The organism is Stenotrophomonas sp. 8(2023), assembly GCF_030345295.1.
Taxonomy (GTDB): Bacteria; Pseudomonadota; Gammaproteobacteria; order Xanthomonadales; family Xanthomonadaceae; genus Stenotrophomonas; species Stenotrophomonas muris.
Map to the genome: position 1 here is coordinate 670,786 of NZ_CP128404.1, position 13,555 is coordinate 684,340.

11 protein-coding genes are annotated in these 13,555 nt (G+C 67.8%); 8 read left to right on the plus strand and 3 right to left on the minus strand.

What is annotated here, in order from left to right:
- The first annotated feature begins 6 nt into the window (after nucleotides 1-6).
- Both QP609_RS03020 and QP609_RS03025 read left to right on the plus strand, forming a co-directional pair.
- Complete coding sequence (locus QP609_RS03020; RefSeq protein ID WP_142235427.1) at nucleotides 7-2,154, plus strand: glycosyl transferase family protein; 2,148 nt, start codon at nucleotides 7-9, stop codon at nucleotides 2,152-2,154.
- On the plus strand, nucleotides 2,151-4,985 hold the full coding sequence (locus tag QP609_RS03025) for a hypothetical protein (protein ID WP_197621227.1): 2,835 nt from the start codon (nucleotides 2,151-2,153) through the stop codon (nucleotides 4,983-4,985). The genes QP609_RS03020 and QP609_RS03025 overlap by 4 nt, the downstream gene beginning before the upstream one ends.
- On the opposite strand, the gene QP609_RS03030 is transcribed toward QP609_RS03025, so the two are convergent.
- From QP609_RS03030 to ettA, 3 genes are all read right to left on the minus strand, one after another.
- Complete coding sequence (locus QP609_RS03030) at nucleotides 4,979-5,983, minus strand: DUF4434 domain-containing protein (protein ID WP_289213859.1); 1,005 nt, start codon at nucleotides 5,981-5,983, stop codon at nucleotides 4,979-4,981. The two genes, QP609_RS03025 and QP609_RS03030, sit on opposite strands and share 7 nt — an antisense overlap.
- Nucleotides 5,984-6,122: 139 nt before the next feature.
- Nucleotides 6,123-7,439, minus strand: coding sequence for an NCS2 family permease (locus QP609_RS03035; RefSeq protein ID WP_014645912.1), 1,317 nt, complete (start codon nucleotides 7,437-7,439; stop codon nucleotides 6,123-6,125).
- Nucleotides 7,440-7,531: 92 nt separating this feature from the next.
- A complete protein-coding gene (ettA, locus tag QP609_RS03040; RefSeq protein ID WP_005415249.1) occupies nucleotides 7,532-9,196 on the minus strand; it encodes an energy-dependent translational throttle protein EttA in 1,665 nt (554 codons plus the stop codon).
- 254 nt (nucleotides 9,197-9,450) lie between these two features.
- Here ettA and QP609_RS03045 point away from each other — a divergent pair, with 254 nt between their 5' ends.
- The 6 genes from QP609_RS03045 to nrdR all read left to right on the plus strand — a co-directional run bounded on the left by QP609_RS03045 (nucleotide 9,451) and on the right by nrdR (nucleotide 13,539).
- Nucleotides 9,451-9,921 (plus strand): RcnB family protein, encoded by a 471-nt coding sequence (locus QP609_RS03045; protein WP_289213860.1) that lies wholly within the window; start codon nucleotides 9,451-9,453, stop codon nucleotides 9,919-9,921.
- Between the two features lie 188 nt (nucleotides 9,922-10,109).
- The gene (glyA, locus tag QP609_RS03050; protein WP_014645914.1) at nucleotides 10,110-11,363 is read left to right on the plus strand and encodes a serine hydroxymethyltransferase; all 1,254 of its coding nucleotides are present in this window, start codon (nucleotides 10,110-10,112) and stop codon (nucleotides 11,361-11,363) included.
- Between the two features lie 125 nt (nucleotides 11,364-11,488).
- Nucleotides 11,489-11,962 (plus strand): hypothetical protein, encoded by a 474-nt coding sequence (locus tag QP609_RS03055; RefSeq protein WP_142235430.1) that lies wholly within the window; start codon nucleotides 11,489-11,491, stop codon nucleotides 11,960-11,962.
- 6 nt (nucleotides 11,963-11,968) lie between these two features.
- Complete coding sequence (locus QP609_RS03060; RefSeq protein WP_046428774.1) at nucleotides 11,969-12,388, plus strand: hypothetical protein; 420 nt, start codon at nucleotides 11,969-11,971, stop codon at nucleotides 12,386-12,388.
- Between the two features lie 27 nt (nucleotides 12,389-12,415).
- Nucleotides 12,416-12,865, plus strand: a complete 450-nt coding sequence (locus QP609_RS03065; protein WP_197621226.1) for a hypothetical protein — start codon at nucleotides 12,416-12,418, stop codon at nucleotides 12,863-12,865.
- A 152-nt stretch (nucleotides 12,866-13,017) separates the two neighbouring features.
- On the plus strand, nucleotides 13,018-13,539 hold the full coding sequence (gene nrdR, locus QP609_RS03070; protein WP_010481984.1) for a transcriptional regulator NrdR: 522 nt from the start codon (nucleotides 13,018-13,020) through the stop codon (nucleotides 13,537-13,539).
- Nucleotides 13,540-13,555: the final 16 nt, after the last annotated feature.

The window sequence follows — 13,555 nt, forward strand, 5'->3', positions numbered from 1 at the left end:
TCCACCGTGGACGGTCTGTTCTGGAACATCCAGCTGGCCAACTACTACGCCGCCCTGGAAACCACGGCGGCGGCGGTGGCCGTGCTGATCCTGATCTCCAGCCTCGATGACCTGTTCATCGATGTCTGGTACTGGGTACGCGAGAGCTGGCGCGCGCTCACGATCAAGCGCCGCGATGCCTACCGGCCGCTGACCCAGGACGACCTGCTGCAGCGCCCGCAGCAGCCGCTGGCGATCATGGTGCCGGCGTGGATGGAGTACGACGTCATCGCGCAGATGGTGGAGAACATGATCAACGTGCTCGATTACCGCGAGTACGTCGTGTTCGTCGGCACCTATCCCAACGACCAGCAGACCATCGATGAGGTCGAGCGCATGCGTCGCCGCTACAAGCGCCTGCGCCGCGTGGAAGTGCCGCACGACGGGCCGACCAGCAAGGCCGACTGCCTGAACTGGCTGATCCTGGCGATCTTCGACTACGAGAAGCGCCACGACATCGAGTTCGCCGGGGTGATCCTGCACGATAGCGAGGACGTGCTGCATCCGATGGAACTGCGCTTCTACAACTACCTGCTGCCGCGCAAGGACATGATCCAGCTGCCGGTCACCTCGCTGGACCGCGAGTGGTATGAGCTGGTTGCCGGTGTCTACATGGACGAATTCGCCGAATGGCACGCCAAGGATCTGGTCGTGCGTGAAAGTGTTTCCGGCATGGTGCCATCGGCGGGCGTCGGTACCTGCTTCTCGCGGCGCGCGCTGCTGGCGCTGAGCGCGCAGACCGACAACCAGCCCTTCAACACCGACAGCCTCACCGAGGACTATGACGTCGGTGCGCGGCTGGCGGCGATGGGCATGCAGTCGATCTTCGCCCGCTTCCCGGTGCAGTTCCGCGTGCGTCGCCCGTCCTGGTTCGGCTGGGGGCCGGTGCGCGAGCGCACCCAGCAGATGGCGCTGTGCGTGCGCGAGTACTTCCCCGACAACTTCCGTGCCTCGTACCGGCAGAAGGCGCGCTGGGTGCTGGGCATCGGCCTGCAGAGCTGGGAGTCGCTGGGCTGGCGCGGCTCGCTGGCCACCAAGTACCTGCTGGCGCGCGACCGCAAGGGCATCATCACCTCGTTCGTCAGCATCATTGCCTACCTCATCTTCCTGCAGCTGCTGCTGTTCTGGCTGCTGAAGATGTCCGGGGTGTGGACGATGCAGTTTCCCAGCGTGTTCCAGGCCGGTACCTGGCAGATGAACGTTGCGCTGCTGACCACCGCCGCGCTGGCCACCCGCGTCGTGCAGCGCTTCTACTTCGTCAACCGGCTGTACGGCTGGGAGCATGCCTTGATGTCGATCCCGCGAATGGTGGTCGGCAACATGATCAATTTCATGGCCACCGCGCGTGCGTGGAAGGTGTTCCTGGCTTACCTGCTGTTCGGCAAGCGCATGGTCTGGGACAAGACCATGCACGACTTCCCGGATGCGGCGCAGCTGGTGCAGACGCGCAAGCAGCTCGGCGAGCTGTTGACCACCTGGCAGGCGGTGGAGCCGGAGCGCCTGCAGCAGGCGCTGGACCAGCAGCATGCCGGCCGGCAGCAGCCACTGGGCCGCATCCTGCTCACCCAGGGGTGGCTGGATGATGAAACGCTGGCCGAGGCGATCGCCTTCCAGGGCGACCTGCCTCGTGCGGTGATTGACGTGGACTACCTGCGCGCCTGCCACTTCCCGGTCAGTGCCGATGCCTGCGTGCAATGGCGCATGTTGCCGCTGCCACCGCGCCAGCAGGGCACCCTGCGGCTGGCCGTGGCCAGCCCATTGCCCGAAGAAGCGTTGGCACTGCTGAAGCAGGAAACCCGCAGCGAGCACATCGAACAGAGCATTGCCCGCGAAAGCGAAATCAACGCAGGCCTGCGCCTGATCGGCGGCGACCGGCACTGGCAGCTGGACAACGTGCCCCTGCTGGGCGACCTGCTGGTGGAGATGCGCCTGATCGATCACGCGCGCTTCGAGATCGCACTGGATGCCTACAAGCCGCAGCGCGATGGCCGCATCGGCGATTACCTGGTCAAGCAGGGCGTCACCACCGAGGACGCCGTCGCCCAGGCCATGCAGGAACAGCGCCGGCGTGCGGCCGTGCTGCAGTCGCCGCCTCCCGGAGCCTTGCCGGCATGAAGACCACGCTGCTGTCCTCCGTCATTGCCGTGGCACTGGCCACGGCCGCCACGCCGGTACTGGCACAGGCCGATGCGGCCCTGCCGCTGTCCGGCGCTGCATATCGCGTCGCCGAGCAGGCCTTCACCGCTTACGAGCGCGGCGACTATCAAGCGGCTTACCAGCAGTCCACCGAAGCGATCCGGCTGCGCCCGGACGTGGTGCGGCTGCGCCTGTTGCAGATCTACGCGCTGCAGAAACTGGGCCGGCCGGCGGAGGCCCAGCAGCAGGCACGTCGTGCACTGGATGCGGGGTTGAAGGATCCGGCGTTGCCGGCGCTGGCCGCTGCCACCGCTGCGCGCAGCACGCCTCCGGATGCCAGGAGCGGGCGCGCACCCTCCCCACCGCGCGTGGCTGGCAGCGGCGCAGACCGCGCCAGGCAGCAGGCCTACGCGCTGGCCACCGAGGCCTACGCCGCTTATGACGCCGGGCGGATGGGAGAGGCAGCCAGCAAGGCCGAGCAGGCCTTCCGGCAGCAGCCAACGCAGGGCGCCTGGGCGATGCTGTGGGTGGCCGCGCTGGAAGCACAGCAGCAGCCCGAACAGGCCGACGCCGCCATTGCCACCGCGCTGCAGCTGGGCGCGCCGAATGTCGAGGCATTGCGCGCACGGCGCGTGGCGCTGGATCGACAGCGCGCGCTGCTGCAGGCCCAGCAGGCGTACCGGTCGCTGTCCACGCAGGATGATGCCGCGGCCGTTGCGCAGGCACGTGCCGCTGTCGAGCTGGCACCGGAGGTGGCGACGTACCGGTTGCTGCTGATTACCGCGCAGCTGCAGCAGGGGCAGCTGGCCGACGCCGAGCGCAGTGCCGACCAGGCGTTGCAGGCCGACGGCCAGGATCTCAATGCGCGGGTGATGCGCGGCTACCTGCGCCAGCGCCAGGGCAACAGCCTGCTGGCCAATGAAGACTTCGACGCCGCGCTCGCCGCGCCGGGGTCAACCATGCAGCAGCGCAACGTGCGCCTGCTGGCCGTGGATGCGGCCCTGGCCGCTGGGGATCGCGCACGTGCGGGTGCACTGCTGGCGCCGCTGCGCGCGGCATTGCCAGCAGATGCCAGCGATGCACGCGCGCAGCAGCTGCTGCAGCAGGGCATCGAGCAGCGCGCCAAGGCGGTCCGTTCCAGTCGCGAGCGTCCGCGCATGAGCGCGCAGACCTATCCGGCGCCGTTCCAGCACTGCCAGTCTGGCGACAGCGGCAACCGTTGCGAGTTGATGCCGGCCGACCTGCAGGGCGACGGTGGTGCCGCACAGCGTGCCTACGCGGCCTACGCGCGCCGGGACTATGCCGAGGCCATCGGCGAGGCGCGGCAGGCCGTGCAGCTCGCACCGGAGGACGCGAGCCTGCAGGGGCTGCTGACCACCACGCTGGCGGCAGGCAACCGCAGCCAGCAGGACGAAGCACGGCAGCGCCTGGATGCGGCGCTGGCACAGCGCCCTGACGATGCGGAGGCGCTGATGCAGCGCGGCTACCTCAACCAGAAGGCGCACGAGCCGGCGCGCGCACTGGCCGACTTCCGTGCCGCCGAGGCCACCGGCAGGGCACCAAAGGGCGTGGTGCTTGACCAGGCCTACGCCAGCGCGGCCAACGGCGATCACCCGCAGGCGGTGACCCTGCTGCGGACGGCCATTGATCGTGCCGATGCCGGCGAGCTGCCACTGGATGCGCACCAGCGCTACAACGTGCGCAATGCCATCGCCAACTATTCGCGCGAGTGGGGCGTGATCGCCTCGGCCGGCTTCCGTGGCGCGCGCCAGGCGGCGACCAATGTCGGCGGCGCGGCGATCAGTACGCCGGGTGATTCGGTGTTCAGCACGCTTGAAGCGTTCTGGCGCCCGCCGGCTTTCAATGACCAGCACGGCACGCTGGAGCTTTACGCGCGGCTGCTCAACACCCTGTACGACGAGGGTGGCACCTACGAGTCGATCCGCGCCGTGGACCCGTGCACCGGCGAATCGACGCCCGATGCACGCGCGCGCGCCGAACGGCTCAGCCGCTCGCGTTCCACCACCGGCTGGCCGTCCACCATCGCCTCGTTCGGCCTGCGCTACGCCTTCGGCCAGACCGGCCTGAGCGCCGGCATCGAGCGTCGCCAGTTCCTCGGCAGCGCCACCCGCACGGGCGATGTCTACCCCGCTTCGGCGGCCGTGCAATGCAGCCTGCAGCTGGCCCGCAACCCGCCACTGGAAGCCAGCACACTGGCCCGCTACCGCCTGGCCAGCGGTTCCGGTGGCTGGATGTCCTACCTGACCTACGGCTATTACCACGGCACCGACCTGCGCACCGACGTGAATCAGTGGTGGATGGTCAGTGGCTACGCGCAGGGCGGTTACACGTGGGATGACAACAGCGCGCATTTCACCCTCGACGCACTCGATGCCAATGGCACGCCGGTGCGCCGGGTGGGCGATGCCAACGGGCGCCTGCATCGCGAACAGTGGTTCGCTGCCGGTGAACTGCGTGCCGGCCGCAGCTTCCGCTTTGGTGCCGGGCAGACCCACTGGGTGGTCACGCCGTATGTGGTGGTGGGGGCGGACTGGCTCGACCAGCGCTCGCGGGTGCGCGACATCCGTTACCCGCTGTTCCCGGCGCAGTCGTTCGCGCTCAACGATACGCAGCGCAGCTGGTCACTCGGCGCAGGGCCGGGCGTGGGCGTGCGCTACTGGTTCCGCGAAGACCACTACAACACGCCGCGTTCCTACCTGGACCTGACCGTGCAGTACCGCTTCGCGATCGGCGGCGGTGATACGCAGCGCGCCAAGGGCCTGTTCGCCACCGCCATCCTCTCCTACTGAGGCAGGCCCCAACGTCGTCGCAGCGCCGCGGCCTGCGGCGTGTCCTGGGTCAGCCACGGCTCCAGTGCATAGACCAGCACGTGCTGCGCACCGCTGTCGTGCGCCCACGCCAGCTGCCGCTGGATGCGCGCGGCATCTGCGGTTTCGCCCTTGAACGCGCTGCCGTCGGCGGGGCTGCCGGGCAGTTCGCGGAACAGTTCGACGATCGCATCGAACCCGATGCCCTGTGCCCGGAAATGGCCGAGCAGCGGTTGCAGCTGCTGCACGTTGCCGGCGCCGGCCACCCCCACGCCGTCCTGCACCATCGGCCGCAGCGCGGCCCGTGCCAGCACCGCCTGCCACAGCGCGACCAGGTCGCCGTCGTTCTGCAGGCGGCTGAAGTAGCAGGAGATCGCACAGTCACCGCCGCGCGCGCTGGCGGCCTGCGCCAGCCCGTGCAGCCACTGCGCCAGCCATTGCTGGCGGGCCGGATCGGCCCAGTGGAACTGCTCCAGTTCGTAGGGCAGGTACCAGCCGCCGAAGGCGGGCTGCTGCGCCCACGGCGCCTGTGCCAACCAGCTGCGCGCGTGCGCCAGGCTGTCGGCCAGGAACGCCTGCAGCGTGGCGTCGTCGGCGCCGATGGCCTGCCACCAGCGTTGCTGGAAGGGCAGGCCAACGCGGATGCGGATGTCGTTCTCGCTGGCGGCGGTGAACAGCTGCTGCAGGTTGCTGTCCGGCAGCGACCAGTCGCCATCGCTGCCACCGACGATGCCGGTCCACTGCAGCACCAGCTGCCGGCAGCCCAGCGCGTGGGCAAGCTTCAACGAACGTTGCCAGTCGGCCGGGCCCCACTGCAGATGGCTGCGCCAGGGCTGCAGGAAGGTGCCATCCACCTGCACCGGCAGCGAACAGCCGGGCAGGGTGGCGAGCGTAGCGGCCAACGGCGCCAGCACTGCCGCGCGCAGCAACCGGCGGCGCAACGGCGAAGACGGATCCGTGGGAAGGTCGGGCCGAACCATGCCCGCATCATCCCAGAGCACCGTGGGTGGGAGGTGAACCCCGCGCCGGGTGGTGCCGGCCGCTGGCCGGCATCGTGCCCCGGGTGGCAGGTGAATCACCATCCGGTAGTGCCGGCCGCTGGCCGGCATCGCGCCCCGACTATTCCAACGCGTAGCGCAGCGCGAACAGCACCGCCACCAGCCACACCGCCGGATGCACTTCGCGCCAGCGGCCGGTGCCGGCCTTCAGCGCCGCATACGCGATGAAGCCAAACGCCAGGCCATTAGCGATGGAGTAGGTGAACGGCATCGCCAGGGCACACAGTGCGGCCGGCACCGATTCGGTCAGGTCGCTCCAGTCCACGTCCACCAGTTCGCGCAGCATCAGGCCGGCCACGAACAGCAGCGCCGGTGCGGTGGCATAGCCGGGCACCATCGCCGCCAGCGGCGAGAACAGCAGTGCGGCCAGGAACAGTGCCGACACCACCAGTGCAGTCAGGCCGGTGCGGCCGCCCACCTGCACGCCCGAGGCGCTTTCAGCGAACGCGGTAGTGCTGCTGGTGCCCAGCAGCGAACCGGCCACGATCGCCGTGCTGTCGGCCAGCAGCGCGCGGCCGAAACGCTTCTGCGCGCCCGGCAGTTTCAGCAGTCCGGCGCGACCGACCACGCCATACAGGGTGCCGGTGGCATCGAACACTTCCACCAGCACGAACACCAGCACCACCTGCAGCAACACGGCGATCGGCGCGCCACCGTTGTGGTGCAGCAGGCCCGGCAGGTCGAGCTGCAGGAAGGTCGGCGCCAGGCTCGGCGGCAGCGAGACCAAGCCCTGGTACTGCACGTCGCCCAATGCCCAGCCCGCGCCGGTCACCGCCAGGATCCCGATCAGGATCGCGCCACGGATACGGCGTGCTTCCAGCACCGCGATCAGCAGGAAGCCGGCCAGCGCCAGCAGCGGCGGCGCCGTGTTCAACGGGCCCAGCGCCACCAGCGTGTCTTCATTGCCGACGATCACGCCGGATTTCTGCAGCGCGATGATCGCCAGGAACAGACCGATGCCGGCCACGATCGCCGAACGCAGCGAGGCCGGGATGCCCGACACCAGCCACGCCCGCACACCGGTCAGCGACAGCACCAGGAACACCAGGCCGGAGATGAATACCGCGCCCAGTGCCTGCTGCCACGGCAGGCCGGCGGCACCGACCACGGTGAAGGCGAAGAACGCGTTCAGGCCCATGCCCGGTGCCATGCCGACCGGGAAGTTGGCCGCCAGCGCCATCACCGCCGAACCCAGCGCAGCGGCCAGGCAGGTGGCCACGAACACCGCACCCGCATCCATGCCGGTGGTGCCGAGGATTTCCGGGTTGACGAAGACGATGTAGGACATCGTCAGGAAGGTGGTGACACCGGCCAGCAGCTCGGTGCGCACGGTGGTGCCGTGCTGCTGCAGCTGGAACAGGCGTTCGAACAGGGACATGGGGCGTCTCGCAACAATAAGGTGTCACGACCAACGGTCGTGACCTACCCGAATGCAGAACGGCCGCGCAGAGCGCGGCCGTTCTTCCTTTCTTACTTCAGCGCCTTGAAGCGCAGGCGCTTCGGCGCGGCATCGTCGCCCATGCGACGCTTCTTGTCTTCCTCGTACTCGCGGTAGTTGCCCTGGAAGAACTCCACGTGCGAGTCGCCTTCGAAAGCGATGATGTGCGTGGCGATGCGGTCCAGGAACCAGCGGTCGTGCGAGATCACGAAGGTGTTGCCCGGGAACTCCAGCAGCGCGTCTTCCAGCGCACGCAGGGTTTCGATGTCCAGGTCGTTGGACGGTTCGTCGAGCAGCAGCACGTTGCCGCCCTGCAGCAGGGTCTTGGCCATGTGCAGGCGGCCACGCTCACCACCGGACAGCGAGCCGACCATCTTCTGCTGGTCCTGGCCCTTGAAGTTGAAGCGGCCGATGTAGGCGCGCGACTGGATCTCGATGCCGTTGATGTTGAGGATGTCCAGGCCACCGGCGATTTCCTGGAAGACGTTGTGGTTGCCTTCCAGCTTGTCGCGGCTCTGGTCCACGTAGGACAGCTGCACGGTCGGGCCGATCACGATCTCGCCCGAATCCGGCTTCTCCTGGCCGGTGATCATCTTGAACAGCGTCGACTTGCCGGCGCCGTTCGGGCCGATGATGCCGACGATCGCGCCCGGCGGAATCAGCATCGACAGGTTGTCGATCAGCAGGCGGTCGCCGAACTTCTTGGAGACGTTCTTGAACTCCATCACCATGTTGCCCAGGCGCTCGCCCGGCGGGATGAAGATTTCGTTGGTCTCGTTGCGCTTCTGGTAATCCTGCGACTGCAGCTCTTCCAGGCGGGCCAGACGGGCCTTGCCCTTGGAGCGGCCGCCCTTGGCGTTCTGGCGCGACCACTCCAGTTCCTTCTGGATCGCCTTCTGGCGGGCCTTTTCCTGGTTCTCTTCCTGCTTCAGGCGCTCATCCTTCTGCACCAGCCATTCGGTGTAGTTGCCCTTCCACGGAATGCCGCGGCCGCGGTCCAGTTCCAGGATCCACTCGGCGGCGTTGTCCAGGAAGTAGCGATCGTGGGTGACGGCCACCACGGTGCCGGTATAGCGCGCCAGGAACTGTTCCAGCCATTCCACCGACTCGGCGTCGAGGTGGTTGGTCGGTTCGTCGAGCAGCAGCATGTCCGGCTTCTGCAGCAGCAGGCGGCACAGTGCGACGCGGCGCTTTTCACCGCCGGACAGGTTGGCGATCTTGGCATCCCACGGCGGCAGGCGCAGCGCATCGGCAGCCACGTCCAGCTGGTTTTCCAGGGTGTGCGCGTCGCCGGCGGCCAGGATCGCCTCGAGGCGCTCCTGTTCCTTGGCCAGCGCGTCGAAGTCGGCGCCTTCCTCGGCGTAGGCGGCGTACACCGCCTCCAGCGCGGCCTGGGCCTGCAGCACTTCGCCCACGCCTTCCTCGACCGACTCGCGCACGGTCTTGTTCGGGTCCAGTTCCGGTTCCTGCGCCAGGTAACCGACCTTGATGCCGGGCTGCGGGCGGGCTTCACCCTCGAAATCGGTGTCCACGCCGGCCATGATCTTCAGCACGGTGGACTTGCCGGCGCCGTTCAGGCCCAGCAGGCCGATCTTCGCGCCCGGGAAGAAGGACAGGGAAATGTCCTTGATGATCTGCCGCTTGGGCGGGACCACCTTGGACACGCGGTTCATGGTGTAGATGTATTGCGAGGACATGCGGTCTCCGTAGGCGCGGCCCTGCGCCCGACCCGTCACGGGAACATCCCGTTGCGGCAGCGGGCACAGACTGGAATGGAATACCGCCAATTATAGCCGGAACCGGTTCCGGCCCGCGCCCGGCCGGAGCCGCGCAGGCTGGCCGTGGCCTGAATACTCCGTCACAGTCCTGCAGCGGGAAGCGTTTCCAGCCGGAAACGGTTCAGATCGGTTGCGCAATATGGGCTCACCACCCACCCAAGCAGAGGTCTGACATGCGCATCAATCGAGTAATGGCCGGCGCCGTGGCCTCTGTGCTGGCGCTGGGCGCCGTGACCCCGGCCTTCGCCGACAACGACCATCGCCGCGACCACGACCGCCGCGAGTGGCGCGAGGATCGCCGTGAGTGGCGCCAGGACCGCCGCGACTGGGAGCGCGACCGCCGCGAGGCCCGGCGCGACTGGGAACGCGACCGCCGCGACTGGCACCGTGACCATGATCGCTACTACCGCCCGGCACCGCCGCGCGTGGTCTATCGCCCGGCCTATGGCCCGGGCTATAGCTGGAAGGTCGGCCACCGCTACCGCGACTACTACCGCGGCCCGGTCTACGTGGTGAACGACTACCCGCGCTACAACCTGCGCCGCCCGCCGTACGGCCATCAGTGGATCCGGGATGATCGCGGCAACATGCTGCTGGTGGCCATCGCCACCGGTGTAATCGCCCAGTACGTGCTCAGTCGCTGAGGATCGCGGCCGGGGTCGGATCCCTTCCCAACGGAAAGGGCTCTGACCCCACAACTATCGATCGAAACCATACGGGGCCGGATTCCTTCGGGGATGCCGGCCCCGTCCGTTTCGGCCCCAGCGGGCCAGTGCGGAGCTACAATCGAGGGCTGAGCCGTACCCCTTTTCCCTGCCTGCTGGAGTACCCGATGTTCCCGCGTGACGTCCGCATCGAATCCTACGATCCCGAACTGGCCAAGGCCATCGCCGCTGAGACCCAGCGCCAGGAAGACCACGTCGAGCTGATCGCCAGCGAGAACTACACCAGCCCGGCGGTGATGGAAGCCCAGGGCAGCCAGCTGACCAACAAGTACGCCGAAGGCTACCCGGGCAAGCGCTACTACGGTGGCTGCGAATACGTGGACATCGCCGAGCAGCTGGCGATCGACCGCCTGAAGCAGCTGTTCGATGCGGACTATGCCAACGTGCAGCCGCACAGCGGTTCGCAGGCCAACCAGGCCGTGTACTTCGCCCTGCTGCAGCCGGGTGACACCATCCTCGGCATGAGCCTGGCCCACGGTGGCCACCTCACCCACGGCGCCAAGGTCAATGCCTCGGGCAAGCTGTTCAACGCCGTGCAGTACGGCGTCAACGACCAGGGCCTGATCGATTACGACGAAGTCGAGCGCCTGGCCCTGGAGCACAAGCCGAAGATGGTCGTGGCCGGCTTCTCGGCCTACTCGCAGGTGATCGACTGGGCGCGCTTCCGCGCCATCGCCGACAAGGTCGGCGCCTACCTGTTCGTCGACATGGCCCACGTCGCCGGCCTGGTCGCCGCAGGCGTCTACCCGAGCCCGCTGGAACACGCCCACGTGGTCACCTCGACCACCCACAAGACCCTGCGCGGCCCGCGCGGCGGCATCATCATCGCCAAGGGCGCCGACGAAGACCTGGTCAAGAAGCTGCAGTCGATCGTGTTCCCGGGCATCCAGGGCGGTCCGCTGATGCACGTCATCGCCGGCAAGGCCGTGGCCTTCAAGGAAGCGCTGGAGCCGGGCTTCAAGGCCTACCAGCAGCAGGTGGTGAAGAACGCCCAGGCGATGGCCAACACGCTGATCGCGCGTGGCTACAAGATCGTCTCCGGCGGCACCCAGAACCACCTGATGCTGGTGGACATGATCGGCAAGGACGTGTCCGGCAAGGACGCGGAAGCCGCGCTGGGCAAGGCCCACATCACCGTCAACAAGAACTCGGTGCCGAACGACCCGCGTTCGCCGTTCGTGACCTCGGGCCTGCGCCTGGGTACCCCGGCGGTGACCACCCGTGGCTACGTCGAACAGGACTGCGTGGATCTGGCCAACTGGATCGCCGACGTGCTCGACGCACCGAACGATGACGCGGTCATCGCCCGCGTGCGCGACGCCGTCAGCGCGCAGTGCCGCAAGTACCCGGTCTACGGCTGATCGGAGAGTGGGGTCGGAGCCCTTTCCTGGCGGAAAGGGATCCGACCCCGCCTTCCGGATCGACGCAGGGGTCGGATCCCTTCCCGCAGGGAAGGGCTCTGACCCCGTCATCAGGAATCCCGCGCATGGATGAGCGCCGCCTCAAGTACCTGTACATCGCACTGGCGGTGCTGTTCGGCCTGCCCAGCCTGTTCTTCGGCGGTGCCGGCGCCTGCATCGCCGTGGTCATGGGCGTGATCGGGCTCGTATCGCTGGACGCGGACAAACTGTGGTTTGCCGCCGGCATGTTCGCGTGGGGATCGTGCGCGATCGCCGGCCTCGTGGCCTGGGTCGCACTCAGCATCGTCTGGCTGCGCGATGGCGCACGCGGGCTGCACATGGCATCACGCCGCTGGTGGCTGCTGCTGGGCCTGGGCGTGCTGGCGGGCCTGCCCCTGCTGGCGATGGCGCTGTACTACTTCGCCGAGCTGGGTCCGTCCGTGCTCAGCGGGCTGTTCGCCGGGCCGTCCCTGCTGGTGCCCACCGGTATGTTGATCCTCCTGCGGCTGCGTGCCGACGCCATGGGCGAGCCATCCGGCCCGGCACGGTCAAAGGAGTAGGCCCGCGTGGATGAGCGCCGCGCCCGGTATCTGTATGCCATCCTGGCGGTGGTCTTCGGCCTGCCCAGCCTGGTGGTGGGCGGTGCTGTAGCGACGATGCTGCTGCTGATGGGGCTGGGCCAGTTCGGTCATGGCACGCTGGCCTCGGTGACGGTGATGCCGCTGTGGGGCCTGGCCGGCATTGCCGGCTGCCTGGCCTGGTTGTGGCTCAGCGCGGGTTTTCTGCTGCAGGGGCGTGCCGGGCTGCACGTGCACCGCCTCTGGTGGTGGATGCTGCTGGCGGGCGGTCTCGCCGCCTTGCCCCCGCTGGGGCTGGCGCTGTGGTGGGGCATCGCCGTGCATGCCGAAGGCATCGGCTTGTTGCTGCTGGGCCCGTCGATGCTGGTGCCGGCTGCGATGCTGGTGTGGATCAAACGCCGCGCATGACGTGGCCCATGGAAGGAGATCGAACGCATGGATGAGCGTCTGCACAAACGCTGGATGGCGATCGCCGGCCTGCTGGTGGGCCTGCCCGCCGTGGCGGCAGGCGGCACGGGTGCCGTGCTGGGGCTGATGGTCGTATGGGACGGCAAGTACCTGACGGGCGAAGAGCACACGTGGTTGCTGCTGTGGTCGTCGGCTGGAATCATCGGCCTGCTGTCGTGGTTGTGGCTGAGCGGCCTGTTCCTGTGGCGCGGTGTTGCCGGCCTGCGCCAATCACCGGTTGTCGCCTGGGTCGGCCTTGCGCTGGGGGTGCTGGCCGCGTTGGCCGTGGTCGCCGCCGCGTTGTACTTCACCTTCAAGCATGGGGAAATCTCGACCCTGGCCTTCCTTGGGTTCGGCCCGCCGCTGCTGGTGATGGCCGGGCACCTGGCGTGGCTGCGCTGGGCACGCGCGGCCCCGGTGCCGTCGGCACCTGGTTGAACGTCTGGTCCTGCTGACCTCACTGGACGCTCTGGTTGGCCGAAATGCAGGTACTTCCGCGCAGACAGCATTTGCCGCTGCGCCCTTTCTCAGGTACCTTTGCGACGCTGCCATGACCGTGGCAATAGGTACTTTCCTGAGCCAGGCGTTCCATGCACTGCCCCTTCTGCCAACATGCCGATACCCGGGTCATCGACTCGCGCGTCTCTGAAGACGGCGCGACGATCCGTCGTCGGCGTGAATGTGAAGCCTGCGGCGAGCGCTTCAGCACCCTGGAAACGGTCGAACTGAAGCTGCCGGCCATCGTCAAGAGCGATGGCACCCGCGAGGCGTTCGACCAGCGCAAGGTCCGCGCTGGCTTCGACCGCGCGCTGCAGAAGCGTGCGGTGGCCGAAGACAAGATCGAAGCAGCGGTGCGTGCGGTGGTTCACCAGCTGCGCATCAGCGGCGAGCGCGAAGTGCCCTCGATCAAGGTCGGCGAGTTCGTGATGAACGAACTGCGCAAGCTCGATCATGTCGGCTACGTGCGCTTCGCTTCGGTCTACCGCAGCTTCGAGGACGTGGCCGATTTCCGCGAGGAGATCGAGAAGCTCGAGCGCGACCTGCCGTCCAGTACCGAACAGCTGCAGCTGCTGGGCGATGTGATCGCCCTGACCAAGAAGAAGAAGGGCTGACTGCCTCTGCCTTGGG

What these genes read in the sequence shown, in the direction of transcription:
- QP609_RS03025 (WP_197621227.1), top strand. Translation starts at nt 2,151, where the DNA reads ATGAAGACCACGCTGCTGTCCTCCGTCATTGCCGTGGCACTGGCCACG.
- QP609_RS03030 (WP_289213859.1), bottom strand. Translation starts at nt 5,983, where the DNA reads ATGGTTCGGCCCGACCTTCCCACGGATCCGTCTTCGCCGTTGCGCCGC.
- QP609_RS03035 (WP_014645912.1), bottom strand. Translation starts at nt 7,439, where the DNA reads ATGTCCCTGTTCGAACGCCTGTTCCAGCTGCAGCAGCACGGCACCACC.
- ettA (WP_005415249.1), bottom strand. Translation starts at nt 9,196, where the DNA reads ATGTCCTCGCAATACATCTACACCATGAACCGCGTGTCCAAGGTGGTC.
- QP609_RS03045 (WP_289213860.1), top strand. Translation starts at nt 9,451, where the DNA reads ATGCGCATCAATCGAGTAATGGCCGGCGCCGTGGCCTCTGTGCTGGCG.
- glyA (WP_014645914.1), top strand. Translation starts at nt 10,110, where the DNA reads ATGTTCCCGCGTGACGTCCGCATCGAATCCTACGATCCCGAACTGGCC.
- QP609_RS03055 (WP_142235430.1), top strand. Translation starts at nt 11,489, where the DNA reads ATGGATGAGCGCCGCCTCAAGTACCTGTACATCGCACTGGCGGTGCTG.
- QP609_RS03065 (WP_197621226.1), top strand. Translation starts at nt 12,416, where the DNA reads ATGGATGAGCGTCTGCACAAACGCTGGATGGCGATCGCCGGCCTGCTG.
- nrdR (WP_010481984.1), top strand. Translation starts at nt 13,018, where the DNA reads ATGCACTGCCCCTTCTGCCAACATGCCGATACCCGGGTCATCGACTCG.